This window comes from Cutibacterium nasicola (assembly GCF_051303185.1).
GTDB lineage: Bacteria > Actinomycetota > Actinomycetes > Propionibacteriales > Propionibacteriaceae > Cutibacterium.
This window is the reverse complement of record NZ_JBPPGE010000001.1, coordinates 219,685-237,076: the sequence shown is the minus strand read 5'-3', so window position 1 is coordinate 237,076 and position 17,392 is coordinate 219,685. Positions and strand designations below refer to the sequence as shown.

The 17,392-nt window shown below is 63.7% G+C and carries 17 protein-coding genes; 16 read left to right on the top strand and 1 reads right to left on the bottom strand.

Annotation, left to right across the window (positions count from 1 at the left end):
* Positions 1–19: 19 nt before the first annotated feature.
* The 14 genes from ACSJJT_RS01090 to ACSJJT_RS01025 all read left to right on the top strand — a co-directional run bounded on the left by ACSJJT_RS01090 (position 20) and on the right by ACSJJT_RS01025 (position 13,846).
* Positions 20–1,147, top strand: coding sequence for a histidinol-phosphate transaminase (locus tag ACSJJT_RS01090; RefSeq protein WP_435917005.1), 1,128 nt, complete (start codon positions 20–22; stop codon positions 1,145–1,147).
* On the top strand, positions 1,147–1,767 hold the full coding sequence (gene hisB / locus ACSJJT_RS01085; protein WP_435916548.1) for an imidazoleglycerol-phosphate dehydratase HisB: 621 nt from the start codon (positions 1,147–1,149) through the stop codon (positions 1,765–1,767). Before ACSJJT_RS01090 ends, hisB begins: the two co-directional genes overlap by 1 nt.
* The gene (hisH, locus tag ACSJJT_RS01080; protein ID WP_435916547.1) at positions 1,760–2,380 is read left to right on the top strand and encodes an imidazole glycerol phosphate synthase subunit HisH; all 621 of its coding nucleotides are present in this window, start codon (positions 1,760–1,762) and stop codon (positions 2,378–2,380) included. The genes hisB and hisH overlap by 8 nt, the downstream gene beginning before the upstream one ends.
* Before the next feature lie 13 nt (positions 2,381–2,393).
* Positions 2,394–3,161: a bifunctional 1-(5-phosphoribosyl)-5-((5-phosphoribosylamino)methylideneamino)imidazole-4-carboxamide isomerase/phosphoribosylanthranilate isomerase PriA gene (priA, locus tag ACSJJT_RS01075; protein ID WP_435916546.1), complete on the top strand. Its 768-nt coding sequence runs from the start codon at positions 2,394–2,396 to the stop codon at positions 3,159–3,161.
* Positions 3,162–3,311: 150 nt separating this feature from the next.
* Positions 3,312–4,106, top strand: coding sequence for a YebC/PmpR family DNA-binding transcriptional regulator (locus ACSJJT_RS01070; RefSeq protein ID WP_435916545.1), 795 nt, complete (start codon positions 3,312–3,314; stop codon positions 4,104–4,106).
* A gap of 41 nt (positions 4,107–4,147) precedes the next feature.
* On the top strand, positions 4,148–4,693 hold the full coding sequence (ruvC, locus tag ACSJJT_RS01065; protein WP_435916544.1) for a crossover junction endodeoxyribonuclease RuvC: 546 nt from the start codon (positions 4,148–4,150) through the stop codon (positions 4,691–4,693).
* Positions 4,690–5,295, top strand: a complete 606-nt coding sequence (ruvA, locus tag ACSJJT_RS01060; protein WP_435916543.1) for a Holliday junction branch migration protein RuvA — start codon at positions 4,690–4,692, stop codon at positions 5,293–5,295. The genes ruvC and ruvA overlap by 4 nt, the downstream gene beginning before the upstream one ends.
* Positions 5,296–5,348: 53 nt before the next feature.
* Positions 5,349–6,371 (top strand): Holliday junction branch migration DNA helicase RuvB, encoded by a 1,023-nt coding sequence (gene ruvB / locus ACSJJT_RS01055; protein ID WP_435916542.1) that lies wholly within the window; start codon positions 5,349–5,351, stop codon positions 6,369–6,371.
* A 61-nt stretch (positions 6,372–6,432) separates the two neighbouring features.
* The gene (gene yajC / locus ACSJJT_RS01050; RefSeq protein ID WP_435916541.1) at positions 6,433–6,870 is read left to right on the top strand and encodes a preprotein translocase subunit YajC; all 438 of its coding nucleotides are present in this window, start codon (positions 6,433–6,435) and stop codon (positions 6,868–6,870) included.
* 72 nt (positions 6,871–6,942) lie between these two features.
* On the top strand, positions 6,943–8,595 hold the full coding sequence (gene secD, locus ACSJJT_RS01045) for a protein translocase subunit SecD (RefSeq protein ID WP_435917004.1): 1,653 nt from the start codon (positions 6,943–6,945) through the stop codon (positions 8,593–8,595).
* Positions 8,588–9,757 (top strand): protein translocase subunit SecF, encoded by a 1,170-nt coding sequence (secF, locus tag ACSJJT_RS01040; protein WP_435916540.1) that lies wholly within the window; start codon positions 8,588–8,590, stop codon positions 9,755–9,757. The genes secD and secF overlap by 8 nt, the downstream gene beginning before the upstream one ends.
* Positions 9,754–10,287, top strand: coding sequence for an adenine phosphoribosyltransferase (locus tag ACSJJT_RS01035; protein ID WP_435916539.1), 534 nt, complete (start codon positions 9,754–9,756; stop codon positions 10,285–10,287). Before secF ends, ACSJJT_RS01035 begins: the two co-directional genes overlap by 4 nt.
* Before the next feature lie 2 nt (positions 10,288–10,289).
* The gene (locus tag ACSJJT_RS01030) at positions 10,290–11,384 is read left to right on the top strand and encodes a potassium channel family protein (RefSeq protein WP_435916538.1); all 1,095 of its coding nucleotides are present in this window, start codon (positions 10,290–10,292) and stop codon (positions 11,382–11,384) included.
* 140 nt (positions 11,385–11,524) lie between these two features.
* On the top strand, positions 11,525–13,846 hold the full coding sequence (locus ACSJJT_RS01025) for a RelA/SpoT family protein (RefSeq protein WP_435916537.1): 2,322 nt from the start codon (positions 11,525–11,527) through the stop codon (positions 13,844–13,846).
* A gap of 53 nt (positions 13,847–13,899) precedes the next feature.
* Here ACSJJT_RS01025 and ACSJJT_RS01020 read toward each other — a convergent pair whose 3' ends face one another.
* Complete coding sequence (locus ACSJJT_RS01020) at positions 13,900–15,144, bottom strand: DUF349 domain-containing protein (RefSeq protein ID WP_435916536.1); 1,245 nt, start codon at positions 15,142–15,144, stop codon at positions 13,900–13,902.
* 30 nt (positions 15,145–15,174) lie between these two features.
* On the opposite strand from ACSJJT_RS01020, the gene ACSJJT_RS01015 reads away from it, so the two are divergent.
* Positions 15,175–15,846 carry an MBL fold metallo-hydrolase gene (locus ACSJJT_RS01015; RefSeq protein WP_435916535.1) on the top strand — a complete coding sequence of 224 codons (672 nt, stop codon included), beginning with the start codon at positions 15,175–15,177 and terminating at the stop codon, positions 15,844–15,846.
* Between the two features lie 127 nt (positions 15,847–15,973).
* A complete protein-coding gene (gene hisS, locus ACSJJT_RS01010; RefSeq protein WP_435916534.1) occupies positions 15,974–17,338 on the top strand; it encodes a histidine--tRNA ligase in 1,365 nt (454 codons plus the stop codon).
* Positions 17,339–17,392 lie beyond the last annotated feature (54 nt).

The following is a 17,392-nucleotide window of genomic DNA, read 5'->3' as shown; positions in this document are numbered from 1 at the left end:
CACGACCCACCCCCGTCCGGTGGCCAAACCGCAGTCGAACTCCATTCAACTGGCTGATCTGCCGCTTCGTCCCGAACTGGTGGGGGAGAAGCCCTATGGTGCCCCGCAGCTCGACGTCCCGGTATGTCTCAACGTCAACGAGAACCCTTACCCGCCGTCGGAATCGGTGCGCAAGGACATGGCCAAGGCCATCTCCAATGCCGGCAAGGGGCTGAATCGCTACCCGGACCGAGAGGCCACGGCTTTGCGCGAGGACCTGGCCAGGTATATCGGATTCGGGGTCAGCGGCGATCAGATCTGGCCGGCCAATGGGTCCAACGAGGTCATGACTCACATCCTGCAGGCTTTCGGTGGCCCGGATCGTACTCTCCTGACCTTCACGCCGACCTACTCCATGTATCCCGAGTACGCCCGGAACACTCACACTGACTACGTCACCCGACCTCGCAATGCCTCCTACGGTCTGACGACTGACGACATCGTGAGTGCCATCGAGGAGGTCAAGCCGGACGTCGTCCTGCTGACCACGCCGAACAACCCGACGGGCACCACCATCCCAGTGGCGGTCATCGATGAGGTCTGTTCGGCCACCGACGCGATTGTCGTCGTGGATGAGGCCTACCAGGAATTCACCGATGCCCCGGAGGATTCGGCGATCGCCCTGCTTCCCAAGCACGGACGCCTCATCGTGGTGCGTACCCTCTCGAAGGCCTTTGCCTTGGCCGGGGGGCGTCTCGGATATGCCGTTGCTGCCCCTGCCGTGATTGACGCCCTACGGATCGTCCGGTTGCCCTACCACCTCTCGGAGGTGTCCCAGGCGGTGGCCCGGGTCGCTCTGGCCCATGCTCCCGAGATGCTCGCTCGGGTCGACGAACTACGTGAGACCCGTGCCAGCCTCGAGGACTGGCTGCGCGCGCACGGATTGGACGTCGTCTCGTCCCAGTCGAACTTCGTCCTGTTCGGGAGGTTTGCCGATCGTCACGCGGTCTTCCAGGACCTTCTCGATCACGGTGTTCTCGTCCGTGAGGTGGGCCCGACCGGGTACCTACGTGTCTGCGCCGGAACTCCTCGCGAGACCGAAGCCTTCCGGGCTGCACTGCTCGACATCCTTGTGACTGCTCGTCGACTCGATCCCGAGGAGGATTGATGACCCACCGCTGTGCTCACGTTCACCGCGAGACCTTGGAGTCCAACGTTGACGTCTCCATCGATCTGGATGGTAGCGGCGAGTCGACCATCTCCAGCGGGGTCGGTTTCTACGACCACATGCTCACGGCTTTCTCGAAGCACTCAGGCGTCGACATGACGATCACCACCACCGGTGACGTCGAGATCGACGGCCATCACAGCGTCGAGGACACCGCCATCGCGCTGGGACAGGCCTTGGCCCAGGCCCTCGGTGACAAGCGGGGGATCACTCGCTTCGGTGATGCCATGGTTCCCCTCGACGAGGCCCTTGCCCAGTGCGTCGTCGACGTCGCCGGTCGCCCGTGGGCGGAGTGCACCGGAGAGCCGGAGGGGCAGATCTACGCCCGTATCGGCGGTTCCGGCGTTGCCTACCAGGGATCCATGACCTATCACGTCGTGCAGTCACTGGCCTTCAATGCCGGCCTGTGCGTGCATCTGCGGCTGCTGGCCGGACGCGACCCCCACCACATCTGCGAGGCCCAGTACAAGGCTCTGGCCCGCGCTCTGAGGATCGCTGTGGCCCTGGATCCGCGCAATGCCGACTGTGTCCCCAGCACCAAGGGCGCTCTTGATGTCTGATCTGGTGCGGGTCGGCATCATCGATCACGGGTCGGGAAACCTGCACTCGGCCGAGCGTGCCTTGCGCAAGGCCGGTGCCACCGTCACGGTTTCCAGGGATCCGGGCATTCTGCTCGACAATGACGCCCTCGTCCTCCCGGGAGTGGGCGCGCTGGCGGCCTGCATGGCAGGCTTGCGCGCCATGGGTGGGGACCACCTGGTGCATCGTTGGGTTGACGAGGGACGGCCTCTGCTCGGGATCTGTGTGGGCCATCAGATGCTCTTCGAGCGTGGCAGCGAGCGCGGCGTTGACGTCGAGTGTCTCGGGGTACTGCCTGGTGCCGTCGAGGAGCTGCCTGTTGACCGGCTGCCACACATGGGGTGGAACACCGTGCAACCAGCCACCCGGACGGCCCTGTTCCAACATGTCGATGACGAGCGGTTCTACTTCGTCCACTCCTACGGGGTGCTCGTCCACGGGCCTGACGACCACTTCACCGCGGCGACCCACCAAGGTGCGACCTTCGTGGCCGCCGCTGAGGTTGGCCCGGTGACCTCGACCCAGTTCCATCCCGAGAAGTCCGGGACGGCAGGCTTGGCCCTGCTCGAACGCTGGCTCGATCGGGTGTGTTGATACCCTGACCCTCGTGACCGGAGAACTCACACTACTTCCAGCCGTTGATGTCCAGGGCGGACGCGCCGTCCAGCTGCAACAGGGGGTGGCCAGTTCCGAACGCGTGTTCGGCGATCCCCTGGAGGTGGCTCACAAGTGGCGAAGTCTGGGAGCCCAGTGGATTCACCTGGTCGACCTCGACGCCGCCTTCGGGCGTGGATCCAACACCGAGATCATCAGCAGTATCGTCGAGCAGATGGACATCAACGTCGAGGTGTCCGGCGGTATCCGAGATCAGAAGAGCCTCGAATCGGCTCTGTCAGCTGGCGCCACCCGCGTGAACATCGGTACCGCCGCTCTGGAGAATCCCGCCTGGTGCGACGAGGTCGTGGGCCGCTACGGCGAACAGGTTGCCATCGGTCTGGACGTCAAGGGGGACCGGCTCGCGGCGCGCGGCTGGACTCGCGAGGGTGGCAAGGTTCTCGATGTCCTGGCTCGTCTGGAGGAGGCCGGGTGCAAGCGCTACGTCATCACCGACGTGGCGAGCGACGGTATGTTGACTGGACCGAACTACGAGCTCCTGGGCCGAATCTGCGCGCGCACTCAAGGAACCGTCGTCGCGTCTGGAGGCATCGCCGCCCTTGAGGACCTGCGCCGCCTGCGCGGACTGGTCCCGATCGGGGTGGAGGGAGCCGTCGTGGGAACAGCTCTTTACGTGGGCAACTTCACCCTGCCGGAGGCCCTCGAGGTGTGCCGGGCACCGATTCCGGCAGATTCTTCCCCCGTTCCCGACGCTGGCTGACGGTCAGCCCATCGTCCGCTCTTTTCACCCCGAGTCGCTGTCGGGCGAGAAGTGTAGACTGTTTCACTGTGTGCGTGGGCTCGTCCTGCGCCGAATGCTTGGCCCCTCTGGGCCGACAACTGCGACATTCGAGGAAGGGAGACACCGTTCATGAGCGGTCACTCCAAGTGGGCCACCACCAAGCACAAGAAGGCGGCAATCGACGCCAAGCGCGGCAAGTTGTTCGCCCGCCTGATCAAGAACATCGAGGTGGCGGCACGGCTCGGCGGTGGAGACCCGTCGGGCAACCCGACCCTCTACGACGCCATTCAGAAGGCGAAGAAGAACTCGGTCCCCAACGACAACATCACCCGCGCCGTCAAGCGTGGATCCGGTGAGGGTGCCGACGCCGTCAACTACGAGACCATCATGTACGAGGCCTATGGCCCTGCCGGTGTCGCCATCCTCATCGAGTGCCTGACCGACAACCGTAACCGTGCCGTCTCCGACGTTCGTGTCGCCGTCACCCGCAATGGTGGCACCATGGCCGACGGTGGTTCGGTGCAGCGTCTGTTCCAGCGCAAGGGCGTCGTGGCGGTCTCGAAGACCTACGAGGTCGAGGAGGGACGCAAGACCGAGACCCGTGAGGTGGACGAGGACCAGCTCATGGAGGCCACCATGGACGCCGAGCCCGAGGACATCGTCGACGAGGGCGACGTCTTCGAGATTGTCTCCGACCCCAACGCCGTCGTTGACGTCCGCAAGGCCGTCCAGGACGCCGGCATCGACTACGATTCGGCCGAGGTCTCCTTCAAACCGGACTTCACCCAGCCCGTCGAGCTCGACGATGCTCGCAAGCTCTACAAGATCCTGGATGCCCTCGAGGACCTTGACGACGTCCAGAACGTCTTCTCCAACGCTGACATCCCCGCCGAGGTTGCTGCGGCTCTCGACGAGGACGAGTGATCATCCCAGAGTCGACCCCCAACTCGCTTGTCAGGCGGGTCATGGGGGTCGACCCCGGTTTGACTCGATGCGGGGTTGGGGTCGTCGAAGGCGGCGCCGGCGTCCCGTTGAAGCTCATTGCCGTCGGTGTCATTCGTACTCCTGCGGATCTGGATCACGCCCATCGCCTCCTGCGCATACATGATGGGTTGGAGGAATGGCGCGACCGCACCCGTCCTGACGCCATCGCCGTCGAGCGGGTGTTTGCCCAGCACAACCGCAACACCGTCACCGGTACCGCCCAGGCCGCAGGCATGGCGATGATGATTGCTGCTCGCCACGGCCTGCCGGTTGCCCTGCACACCCCGAGCGAGGTCAAGGCGGCCATCTCTGGTTCGGGGCGTGCTGACAAGGCGCAGGTGGGTCTCATGGTTGCGCGGGTGCTGCGGTTGTCAGCCCCACCGAAACCGGCTGACGCCGCCGACGCCGTGGCCCTGGCGATCTGTCATCTGTGGCGGGGCGGAGCCACCAATCGCATCGAAGCTGCCATGGCAGCCCAACGTCGTAGCCGTCCGGCACCTCGTTCCTGGAAGGATCTTGCCCGGTGATCTCCCATCTTTCCGGCACTGTGAGCGCGGCCGGCCCTACCTGGGTCGTCCTCGACAACCACGGAATTGGCGTCAAGGTGCTGTGCCCCCCAGCCACGGCTGCGAGTGCACGTGTCGACCAGACGATGACGTTGCAGACCTCCCTCGTCGTCCGCGAGGACTCACTGAACCTCTACGGTTTCGTCGAGGCTGACGATCGGGACGCCTTCGAGCTCGTTCAGACGGCGTCCGGGGTCGGTCCCAAACTCGCCGCGGCGATCATGAGTGTGCTGGACGCCAACCAGCTCGCGTCGGCCATCAGCGCCGAAGATGAGGCGACGCTGTGCCGCGTGCCGGGTATTGGCCGCAAAGGGGCAGCGAAGATGATCCTCGAGCTCAAGGACAAGATGACAGCTCTCGCTCCTGCCGGGTCCACCCCTGCCGGTGCGGGCCAGCCGGTGGCACCGTGGCGAGAGCAGGTTGCTGATGGTCTCATCGGTCTGGGGTGGTCGGAGAAGGATGCTGACAAGGCTGTTGAGGAGGTGGCTGCTCTCAAGGAGGCTGATCCCTCGACGACGATCGGCGCCCTCATGCGTGCGGCCCTGCGCAGTCTGGCTCGTTGAGATGTCGGACCCCTCTGGCACACTGACTGACGTCGTCAGGAAGGAGAACCTCGGTGGAGCATTCGCCCGTCGATCCTTGGGCCGAGCCTCCTGAGAAGGCCGAAGAGGCTGCTTTGCGTCCTGGCGCACTGGCGGAGTTCGAGGGACAACAGCGCGTCGCCGACCAGCTGGGACTTGTCCTGGCCGCGTCGAAGTCACGCGGGACGACCCCTGACCACGTCTTGTTGTCCGGGCCCCCAGGGCTTGGCAAGACCACCTTGGCCATGATTATCGCGGCTGAGATGTCGGCCCCGATTCGCATCTCCTCCGGCCCCGCCATTCAGCATGCGGGGGATTTGGCTGCGATCCTGTCCTCCCTGGTTCCCGGTGAGGTGTTCTTCCTTGACGAGATTCACCGGATGTCCAAACCTGCCGAGGAGATGCTTTACCTGGCGATGGAGGACTTCCGAGTCGACGTCGTCGTGGGCAAAGGCCCTGGTGCCACTGCGATCCCGATTGACATTCCACCGTTCACCCTTGTCGGGGCGACGACACGGGCAGGCCTGCTTCCCGGGCCGCTGCGGGACCGATTCGGCTTCACCGCTCAACTCGACTACTACCAGGTGGCTGACTTGGAGCGGATCGTGACTCGCTCCTCGGGGGTCATCGGAGTCGACCTGGCTGAGGGGACTGCCCAGGCCATCGCCTCCCGATCTCGCGGCACACCTCGTATTGCCAACCGACTGTTGCGCCGCGTCCGTGACTGGGCCGACGTCAATGACGAGTCCCCCGTCACACCGAAGGGGGCGGAGACGGCTCTGGATCTCTATGAGGTAGATCCGCTCGGCCTCGACCGTCTCGACCGTGCCGTGCTCAACGCCGTCTGCCTCAAATTTGGGGGCGGGCCGGTCGGCTTGTCCACCCTCGCCATCAGTGTGGCGGAGGAGCCTCAGACCATTGAGGAGGTCGCAGAACCCTTCCTCGTCCGGCTGGGCTTCCTCATGCGCACCCCTCGGGGTCGAGTTGCCACCGACAGGGCATGGCGCCACCTCGGTCTTGAACCACCTTCCAACAGCACCGGCGGCGGCCTGTTCTGACCATGTTCACCGCACCGGGGTAGCATGACCTCGGTCACTCCCCATAGACAAGGAACTCCCCATGCTTCTTCTCGCCAGCCCGCTTGGCGGTCTCATGCCGATCTTGATCCTCTTCATCGTGCTCATCGGATTCACCGTGTGGCAGGGCAAGAAGCAGGTCAAGAAGCAGCAGGAGGAGCGAGCCCAGCTCGAGTCGAACCTGCAGGAGGGCACCCGGGTCGTGCTCAACAGTGGTCTTTTCGTGACGATCACCCACTTGGGTGACAAGCAGGCCGTCGTAGAGCTCGCCCCTGGCGTCGAGGTCAGCGTCCTCAAGCAGGCTATCGTTCGACCTGCTGGTGACGAGGAGGAATTCGCCTTCGCTGACGACGTCGCGGAACAGACCGCTCCTGTCAGCAACGAGGCCCTCGCCGCAGATTCGGCGATTGACACTCCGCCCGAGACCTCGGCTATCGACCCCACCGTCGCTGCAGACAATGACGAGCAGCCCCGGGCCTGACATTCACCGAGACCAAGGAATCTTTTCGACGTGGCAACGAAAAAGCGGACACACCATCCAGGCAGAACTCTGGTGATCTTCCTGGTGGTCATCATCGTCATGTACGTGCTCATGGGAGTTACGCGTACGTGGTCACCCAAACTTGGCCTGGACCTCAGGGGCGGTACGTCGGTCACCCTGACGGCCAAGACGGAGGACGGCAAGGCTCCCACCCCGACGAGCCTCGAGCAGGCGCGCCTGATCATTCAGCAGCGCGTCAACTCCTTGGGCGTCGGTGAATCTTCGGTAAAGACGATGGGTGATCGCAACATCGTCGTCTCGGCCCCGAACGTCGAGAGTTCCAAGCTCGTCGAAATGGTCGGCCAGACCGCTCAGCTCGGATTCCGCATGGTCTACGCCGAGGAGCCTGCGGGTGAGAAGGGCCCGACTCCGGGGCCTTCACGGCCTTCGGCCCTCCCCACAGCCGATCCGAAGGCCAAGGCATCGTCACCTGCCTCTGCCAGCTCGAAGCCTGGCGCCAAGGACAGCGGTCCGAAGTACAACGAGAAGGATCCGACCTCTGCAGCCAAGTTGGTCAAGGATGCCGAGAAGTGGAAGCCGTCCCCGGAAGACATGAAGGCTTTCCAAGAGTTCAAGTGCACCAAGTCCGTCGACTCCCCACCGAACAAGGCCCTGGTGACCTGTGACCGCGAGGGCAAGGTCAAGTACCTGCTCTCCCCGGTCGCCATCACGGGAACCCAGGTCGAGAGTGCCGACTCCGGGATCCCACAGGGCCAGCTGTCCTACGTGGTCAGCCTGAAGTTCAATTCGATCGGTACGAACTCCTTCAGTGAGGCGACCACCTTCCTGTGCTCGCGCCAGAGCCCCCAGAACCAGTTCGCCGTCGTCCTGGATGGCGAGGTCATCTCCTCCCCGCAGCTGGATGGCAGTAAGGGAGCCTCCTGCCCGATCAATGGTGGTCAGGCCGAGATTTCCGGTCATTTCACCCAGGACAGTGCTGCTGACCTGGCCAACGTCCTCAAGTACGGCGCCCTGCCGCTGTCTTTCGACATCTCCAGCGTCGACAACGTTTCGCCGACCCTTGGTGGCGAACAGCTGCGCGCCGGGATCATCGCCGGCATCATTGGCCTGATCCTGGTTGCCGCTTACTGCCTGCTGTACTACCGAGGCCTTGGCTTGGTGGCCATCGCCTCCTTGCTCATCGCTGGTGTCACGACCTACGCGGCCATGGTGCTGCTGGGCGAGGCCGTCGGATTCACGCTTTCCCTGGCTGGTATTGCTGGCGCGATCGTCGCCATCGGTGTGACGGCTGACTCCTTCATCGTCTACTTCGAACGCATCAGAGACGAGATCCGAGATGGACGGACTCTGCGTACCGCCCTTCAGACTGGCTGGAGGAAAGCCCGCGGCACGATCCTGATGGCTGATGGGGTCTCCCTGTTGTCCGCCATCGTGCTGTTCGTGCTCTCGATCGACCAGGTGAAGGGATTCGCCTTCACCCTGGGTCTGACGACGTTCATTGACCTCGTCATCTGCTTCTTCTTCACCCATCCCGTCGTCACTGTGCTGGGGCATACCAAGTTCTGGGGCCAAGGGCGACGCGGTTCCGGTCTTGAGGCTGAGCACATGGGTGTCACGGAAGCTCAACTGCTCGGTCGGCGAAGCAGGCGATCCACCCCGCGGGGCAAGCGCACCATCGAGACGGAGGAGGCCAGACATGACTGACGACGAGAATGCCATGACCTCGTCCGTCGCCTTGAAGCGCTACGAGGAGAAGGGCAAGAAGCACAAGCATGGTTTCACCCATGCCCTGTACACGGGTGAGATTTCCTACGGCTTTATCCAGCGCCGCAAGCTCTGGTACGCGATCTCGATCATCGTCATCGCGATTTCGCTGCTTGGCCTGTTGGTGCGAGGCCTGAACCTTGGTATCGAGTTCAAGGGCGGCGTGCAGTTCCGTTCTCCTGCCCACGTCGCAACCTCGACCGTTGATGACGTCCGCAAGTCAGTGCTGTCCTCCGGCGTCCCGGACATGGACTCCACCGAGGTCGTCAGTCTCGGCTCGGATGCCGTCCAGGTGCAGACCAGGGCACTCGACAACGACGAGACCACCAAGGTCCAGGGGGCCATCGCCAAGGCCACCGCCACCAAGACGGACTCCGTCACGTACTCCAAGATTGGTAGTCAGTGGGGCGAGCAGATCACCGGCAAGGCCATCAAGGCATTGGTCGTCTTCCTGGTCTTGGTGATGTTGCAGATCTGGGCCTACTTCCGTCACTGGAAGATGTCCATTGCCGCCCTGATCGCTCTTCTGCACGACCTCATCGTCACCATCGGCATATATGCGCTGATCGGTTTCACGGTGTCCCCGTCGACCGTCATCGGCGTGCTGACGATTCTGGGCTACTCCCTCTACGACACCGTCGTGGTCTTCGACAAGGTGCGCGAGAACGTCCAGGACATCGAGAAGCGCAACTACACCTTTGCGGAGGGCGCCAACCGCGCTGTCAACCAGGTGCTGGTGCGATCCATCAACACCACCATCGTCGGTGTCCTGCCGGTGGCAGCACTACTCTTCGCCGGTGCTTTCGTGCTCGGCTCCGGACCTCTGGAGGACCTCGGTCTGGCCCTCTTCGTCGGCATGATCGTCGGTGCCTATTCCTCGATCTTCATCGCCACCCCGGTGTTCACCCAGCTGCGTGAGAATGAGCCGGCCATGAAGGAACACACCGCTCGTATCCTGCGTCGACGTGAGCGTGCTGCTCACAAGGATCCTCAGGTGACGGCGCAGACCGTCGCCGCCGAAGGCCCTGGTGACGTCACGTCCATGACTGGGAGCGAGCGCCACCAGCCGCGTCGCTCCACTCGGTCCGAGAGGAAGAAATGACTTACGGTACTGACCTCATCACTGGCCTGATTCGGGATGTTCCGGACTTCCCGGAGCCCGGGGTGACCTTCAAGGACATCACCCCTCTGTTGGCGAACGCCAACGGGTACGCCACCGCGATCTCCGAACTCGTCGATGCCGCTCCGCGCGGGGTAGACGTCGTTGTCGGCATGGAGGCTCGTGGATTCATGTTCGCCGGGCCGGTGGCCCTGTCCTTGGGCGCCGGTTTCGTCCCGGTGCGCAAGCCCGGAAAGCTCCCAGGTGACGTCTACTCCCAGTCCTTCGTGCTGGAGTACGGTTCGGCCACCCTCACCGTCCGTCAGGACGCCATTCAGCCCGGCTCGAAGGTGCTCATCGTTGACGACATCCTCGCGACGGCAGGAACGGTCGGTGCCACGGCATCCCTGGTGGACAAGCTCGGAGGAGAGCTCGTCGGTGTGTCGGTGCTCATGGAGCTGTCTGCCCTCGAGGGCCGTGAGAAGCTCGACCGCGCCGGTGTCGGTCCGGTCAACGCCGTGATTACGGTCTGATCGTGGTGTCGGAATCAATGGAGTCCTCGAGCCGTCGCACCATCTTTGAGCAGTCGGCCCTGGTCAAGCTTCCGTTCAAGACCACCAAGCCCTTTCGAGAACTGGTCAAGCGGTTGGTCTGGTCAGCGATTCTGCTGTTGGCCAGTACCTTGATCGTCTGGGTCGACCGGGACTCCTATGTTGATTCCACCGCTGGTGACGGCGTCTCCTTGATCGACGCCTTCTACTACTCGACGGTCACCGTGACCACGACTGGTTACGGTGACATCACCCCGGTCGCGCCTCATGCACGACTCATCAACGCCTTCATCATCACCCCGTTGCGCATCACCTTCCTGGTGCTGTTGGTCGGTACCACCCTCGAGATGTTGGCCAACGAGGGGCGACGCGGACTGCTTGACAGTGCTTGGAGGAAGCGCATGAGGAACCACACCGTCGTCATTGGATACGGCACGAAAGGGCGCAGTGCCGTCAACACCCTGCGCAGCCATGATGTTCCCGTGGAGAAGATCGTCGTCATCGACAACCGTCCCTCCGCGGTAGCCGAGGCCAACCGGTCAGGCCTGGCTGCTTTCGAAGGCGACGCGACGAGGCGAGACTTGCTGAGACGAGCGGAGATCAGCAAGGCGCGCGAGGTCGTCATCACCCTCAACCGGGATGACTCGGCCATCCTCACCACACTGACGGTGCGACAGCTCAATCCGCGTTGCCACATCGTCGTCTCCGGCAGGGAGGACGAGAACCTTCCGCTGCTGCGTGAGTCCGGGGCCGACGCCGTCGTCACCTCCGCCGATGCGGTGGGCCGTCTGCTCGGTCTGTCCTCGGTCAACCCGCACGTCGGCACCGTCGTTGACGACCTGCTGTCCAGCTCGAAGGGCATGGAGGTCGTCCAGCGGATGGTCTCCAAGACGGAGATCGGCGCACGTCCGGCCGACATCCAGAACGAGCGGCTCCTGGCTGTCATCCGCAATGACGTGCTGCGCAACTTTTACGACCCGTCGATCGGTCAGTTACAGGCCGGTGACGTCATCGTCGTCGTGCGGAAGGCGGTTCCCCGCGCCGCCGACACCCAGACCGAGTCTGGTCTGGTCCGCTGAAAGCGGCAGATACTCCCACGCCAGAAGGCCCATTCAGCTGTCAGCACGGGTGTGACTGCTCACATCTCGTCGCACTCAGCTGACATCAAGGGGATCAATCCCACTAGAATGGAGGGTCCAACTTGCCAGGAGGTGCCCCGATGGCCGACGACAGCGTCTACGGTCCGTACGGATCGGGCAAGGGAACCTTGGGCAAGCCGAAGGCTGACCAGCAGCGTCCCCAGCCCCGGATGAGGATGCGTGAGCGCATCGTCCGCTGGGGGACCCCGAAGCCGCCGGGATCGCCCCAGAGCGTCACGGATCCGCTCATCTCCGTAGTCCTGGCCAATCACCCGAAGGCTGACACCGCTGTCATCGAGCGGGCGTACCGCACGGCTGAGCATTATCACCGTGGGCAGACCCGCAAGTCGGGCGACCCCTACATCACCCATCCCCTCGCGGTGACGATGATCCTGGCCGAACTCGGCATGGACGAGCAGACGCTGTGCGCCGGTCTGCTCCACGACACCGTCGAGGACACGTCGTACACCCGCGAGCAGCTGACGGCAGATTTCGGCGAGGACGTAGCTCTTCTCGTCGACGGGGTGACGAAACTCGACAAGGTCCAGTACGGGGACTCGGCGAAGGCCGAGACCATCCGCAAGATGGTCATCGCGATGAGCCGCGACATCCGAGTGCTGGTCATCAAGCTTGCCGATCGGCTGCACAACATGAGGACCTTGGGGTTCCTGCGGCCGGACAAGCAGAACCGTATTGCCAAGGAGACCCTCGAGATCTTCGCGCCGCTGGCTCATCGCCTCGGCATGAATGCCATCAAGTGGGAACTGGAGGACCTGTGCTTCTCCACCCTCAACCCCAAGCTCTACGACGAGATCGTCCACATGGTGGCCGAGCGGGCCCCGCAGCGGGAGGCTCAGCTCAAGGAGGTCATCGCGATCGTCCGTCAGGACCTCGACGAGGCCGCCATCAGGGCAACCGTCTACGGTCGACCGAAGCACTACTACTCGATCTACCAGAAGATGGTCGTGCGCGGTCGGGACTTTTCCGACATCTACGACCTCATCGGCCTGCGTGTCCTCGTCGACACCCCGCGCGACTGTTATGCCGCACTGGGCGTCATGCACGTGCGATGGAACCCCCTTCCGGGTCGGTTCAAGGACTACATCGCAATGCCGAAGTACAACATGTACCAGTCTCTGCACACCACCGTGCTGGGGCCCGGTGGGCAGCCGGTGGAGTTACAGATCCGTACTCACGAGATGCACAGGCGTGCGGAGTACGGTGTCGCGGCCCACTGGAAGTACAAGGAGAACCCCAACGCCGTCGGCAAGGGGATTCAGCCGGACGGCACCGACCTGTCCTGGGTGCAGTCGCTCAACCAGTGGTCCAAGGAGGAGTCCGACCCGGGCGAGTTCCTGGACTCGCTGCGCTTCGAGATCAACTCGTCGGAGGTCTACGTCTTCACTCCGAAGGGTGACGTCATGGGCCTTCCCCAGGACGCTACCCCGGTCGACTTCGCCTATGCTGTTCACACCGAGGTCGGTCACCACTGTATCGGCGCCCGTATCAACGGCAAGCTCGTCACCCTGGACACCAAGCTGACCAACGGCGACGTCGTTGACGTCCTCACCTCGAATGCCCCTGATGCCGGTCCTAGTCGCGACTGGCTGGGGTTCATCGCCTCTCCGCGTGCCCGTTCCAAGATCAAGTCCTACTTCACCAAAGAGCGTCGAGAGGAGTCGATCGAGGCCGGAAAGGACGCCATCGCCAAGCAGCTGCGTCAGGCTGGTGTGCCGCTGCAGTCCTTGCTCACGGTGGAGTACCTCACGGCAGTGGCCGACGACCTCCGGATCTCCGGCATCAACGCGTTGTACGCTGCGGTGGGGGAGCACAACGTCAGCGCCCAGTCGGTGGTCGAGAAGCTCGTTGCCCTCGGCGGTGGCCCGGAGGAGACGACAGCTGAGGGCGAGGAAGAGCTCGCAGTGGGCCTCAAGGCTCCTCGTCATCGTAGCAGCGAGACCGGGATTATCGTTGACGGCGATCCCGACATGCTCGTCAAACTGGCCCGATGCTGCACCCCGCTGCCCGGTGACGCGATCATGGGCTTCGTCACTCGTAACGACGGTGTCTCGGTGCACCGTACGGACTGTTCGAACGCCAAGGACCTCCTCGAGCGCCCCGAGCGAATCGTACCGGTCTCGTGGTCGGAGAACCCGCAGGAGGGCTACCAGGTCACCATTCAGATCGAGGGCCTTGACCGTGCTGGCCTGCTGCTGGACACCTCGCGCGTCCTCGCTGAACAGGGAGTCAGCCTCATCTCTGCCAACATGAGCGCCTCCAAGACCCATCTGGCTCGGCTACGGCTCACCTTCGAGGCCCCCGACCCGACTCATCTCAAGCACCTCATCGAGTCCATCCGGCGGATCTCGGGGGTCTATGACGTCTTCCGTGTGAAGTCCTGAGCCTTGGCCCCATCCCGGTAATACCCCGACCATGTGATGGGGGTGCGTCGTCATCAGGCGCTGAACTCGTCAAGGGCCTTCTGGGCCTCGTCCAACCAGGTCTGGTAGGTCTTGATCGACTCGCGGGCCTTGTCGGCATCCTTGGTCCGACCAGCGGCCTCAGCTTTCTCAGCCTCGGCATTCAGCTTGTCGATTTGTGCGCTGAACATGTCGACGGTGGCGCGGGCGCGCTCGCGAGTCTGCGGATCGGTGCGCTTCCACTCGGCTTCCTCAGCAGAGTGGACCTGACGCTCCAAGTCACGGACTCGGGCGTCAATGCGCTTCATGGCGTCACGAGGAACTCGACCGGCCTCATTGAACTGCTCGAGGAAGCCGCGGAGCTTGGCCTTGGCCTCCTCGATGTCCTCGACGGGCAGGATGTCCTTTTCAGCCTCGTCAAGGAGCTTCTCCTTGATTTGCTGGTTCCCACGGTATTCCTCGTCCTGTTGGCTCTGGGCGGCAGAACGGGCACCGAAGAACGTGTCCTGGATGGCGCGGAACTCCTTCCAGAGTTTGTCATCGACATCGCGGGGAGCCGGCCCGGCAGCCTTCCAACGGTTCATGAGGTCGCGGAACCGGCGAGAGGTCTCCCCCCAAGCCGTTGAATCGGCGAGCGGACGAGCCTCCTCAATGATCTGCTCCTTGAGCACACGCGCCTTCTCACGCAGGTGATTCTGCTCGGCCATGTGCTGCTTGCGGCGACGGGTGAAGGCAGTGCGAGCTCTGGAGAAGCGGTGCCACAGTTCGTCGTCGGTGGTCTTGTCGATACGGGGAAGACGACGCCACTCCTCGAGCAGGTCGCGGAACTTGCCTATGCCTCCGCGCCAATCGGTACCAGCAGCGATGGCCTCCGCCTTGGCAACCATCTCCTCCTTGGCCTGCCTTGCGCGGGCCTTGGCCTCGGCCCTCTCCTCCCTGTGGGTCTCGGCCTTGGCGTTGATGGTGGGGCTGAGAGCCTCCACACGAGCTACGAGCGCTTCCAGGTCGCCGACGGCGTTGGCCTCACGGATGGAGGTGACGAGTTTGCCTGAGGCCGACCGGGCTTCCTCCGGTGAGGCGGTCCCGGAGCTCACTCGTGACTCCAGCAGCGACACCTCGGTCTCGAGGGCATGATAGCGGCGCACGAAGAATTCAAGGGCTTCCTCGCTGGTGGAGTCCGGCACCTGGCCGACCGGCCTCTCCCCGTCACCGGTTCGGACGTAAACGGTGCCGTCATCATCGACGCGGCCGAAGGACTGCGGAGGTTGTGCGTGACTCATGGTTCTATCTTGCCCGATAAAGTGGCGAACGTGTTCATTGCGTCATTTGTCACGGGTCCCTTTCAGGCCAATTGCTACCTCCTGGCGCGCGAACCAGGGTCTGACTGCGTCGTTGTCGACCCAGGGATGGGTGCTGAGGAATTCCTCGGCGAGGCTCTCAAGACCCACCATCTGACCCCGGTCGCGGTTGCGCTGACCCACGGTCACATCGACCACGTCGGCTCGGCGCGCCAGACCGGCGACGAGTACGGCATCCCCGTGCTGTGTCCTCGAGACGACCGGCATCTCCTCACCGACCCGATGGCAGCCCTGTCCGACTTCGCCCGTCCGCTCATCGAGCAGTGGTATGGGTCGACCACCTTGCGCGAGCCTGAGGATGTTCTCGACGTCGAGCCATTTTCACATCACGAGTACGCCGACCTCGATCTGGAGTTCCTGCATGCTCCGGGGCACACTCCCGGATGTTCGATGATCCGCATGATTGACGCGGAGTTCGGCCCGATCGTCATGTCAGGTGACGTCATCTTCGCAGGGTCCATCGGTCGCACCGACATGCCCGGGGCAGACCCGGCACAGATGTCGCGCAGCTTGTCCGACGTCGTCTGGCCCCTGGACGACTCCACACATCTCCTGCCCGGGCATGGCGGACCGACGACGATGGCCCAGGAACGGATCTCCAACGTGTTCCTCGATCGCCGGTAGGCCTCACCCCAATGTCGCCGCGCAGCCTCACCTCGTTGTGGCCAATGAACCCGGTCGCCCTCGGGGTGGCAGAATGACCCCTGCGGGTAACCCGCCCAGATACTCAACTCGTCGAAGGATTCCTTCCATGGCCCGTCTCAAGCCCCTGTCCGGTTTTCCCGAGTTCCTGCCCTCAGGACAGATGGTGGAGAACCATGTGACCCGGATCCTTGAGGAGACCTTCGAGCTTCATGGTTTCGCGCCGATCCACACCCGTGCCGTCGAGCCCATGGGGCAGCTCACCCGTAAGGGGGAGATCGACAAGGAGGTCTACGTCGTCGATCGGCTGCACGCCGACCCGCACGACTCGCGCTCCGAGAAGGACCGTCTGGGCCTGCACTTCGATCTCACCGTGCCCTTCGCCCGCTACGTGTTGGAGAATGCGGGGCACCTGCACTTCCCGTTCCGCCGCTACCAGATCCAGAAGGTGTGGCGTGGTGAGCGGCCACAGGAGGGCCGATACCGCGAGTTCACCCAGGCCGACATCGACATCGTCGGCGACCAGACCCTCTCCGAACACCACGACATCGAGACCCCGCTGGTGATGCTGTCGGCCCTGGAGCGTCTGCACACCGAGCTGGGCTTCCCGACCGTCACCATGCACGTCAACAACCGCAAGCTCTCCGAGGGGTTCTACCGCGGGCTGGGTATCGAGGATCACATGGCCGTCCTGCAGCGGGTCGACAAGTACGACAAAATCGGTCCGGACGCGGTACGTGAACTCCTCACCGACGAGCTCGGCCTGTCCGACGAGGTCGCCGGCAAATGTGTCGCCCTGGCCTCCGTCCAGTCCGCCGATGACTCCTTCATCGCCAAGGTACGCGACCTCGGTGTGTCCAACGACATGCTCGAGGAGGGGCTGGATTCCCTCAACCGGGTCGTCATCGCCGTCAACAAGGTCGTGCCCGGACGCATGGTCGCGGACCTCAAGATCGCTCGCGGCCTGGACTACTACACCGGCACCGTCTACGAGACCGAGCTGAGCGGCCACGAGTCGATGGGATCGGTGTGCTCGGGTGGGCGCTACGAGTCCCTGGCCTCCGACGGCAAGCACGTCTACCCGGGCGTGGGAATCTCGCTCGGCCTCACCCGTCTGCTAGCCCCGATCATCTCGCGCGGCGAGCTGACGTCCTCTCGTTCCGTCCCCTCGGCGGTTCTCGTGGCCGTCAACACCGAGGGGGATCGTGCCAGCTCGGAGGCCATCGCTCACGCGCTGCGCTCCCGCGGTATCCCCTGCGAGGTCGCCCCCAGGGCTGACAAGTTCGGCAAGCAGATCAAACATGCCGATCGTCGCGGTATCCCCTTCGTGTGGTTCCCGGGTGCTGAGCACAGCGACCGCCGCGACCCTGACACCGTCAAGGACATTCGCTCCGGTGACCAGGTCGAGGCTGACGCCACGAGCTGGAACCCGCCGGCCAAGGATCTTCATCCCGGCGTCGTCGGCTCCTGGTGAGTGACACGAACAACGGGCTTCACCGACGAAGGGTTCCCGGTGGACAACCGGGAG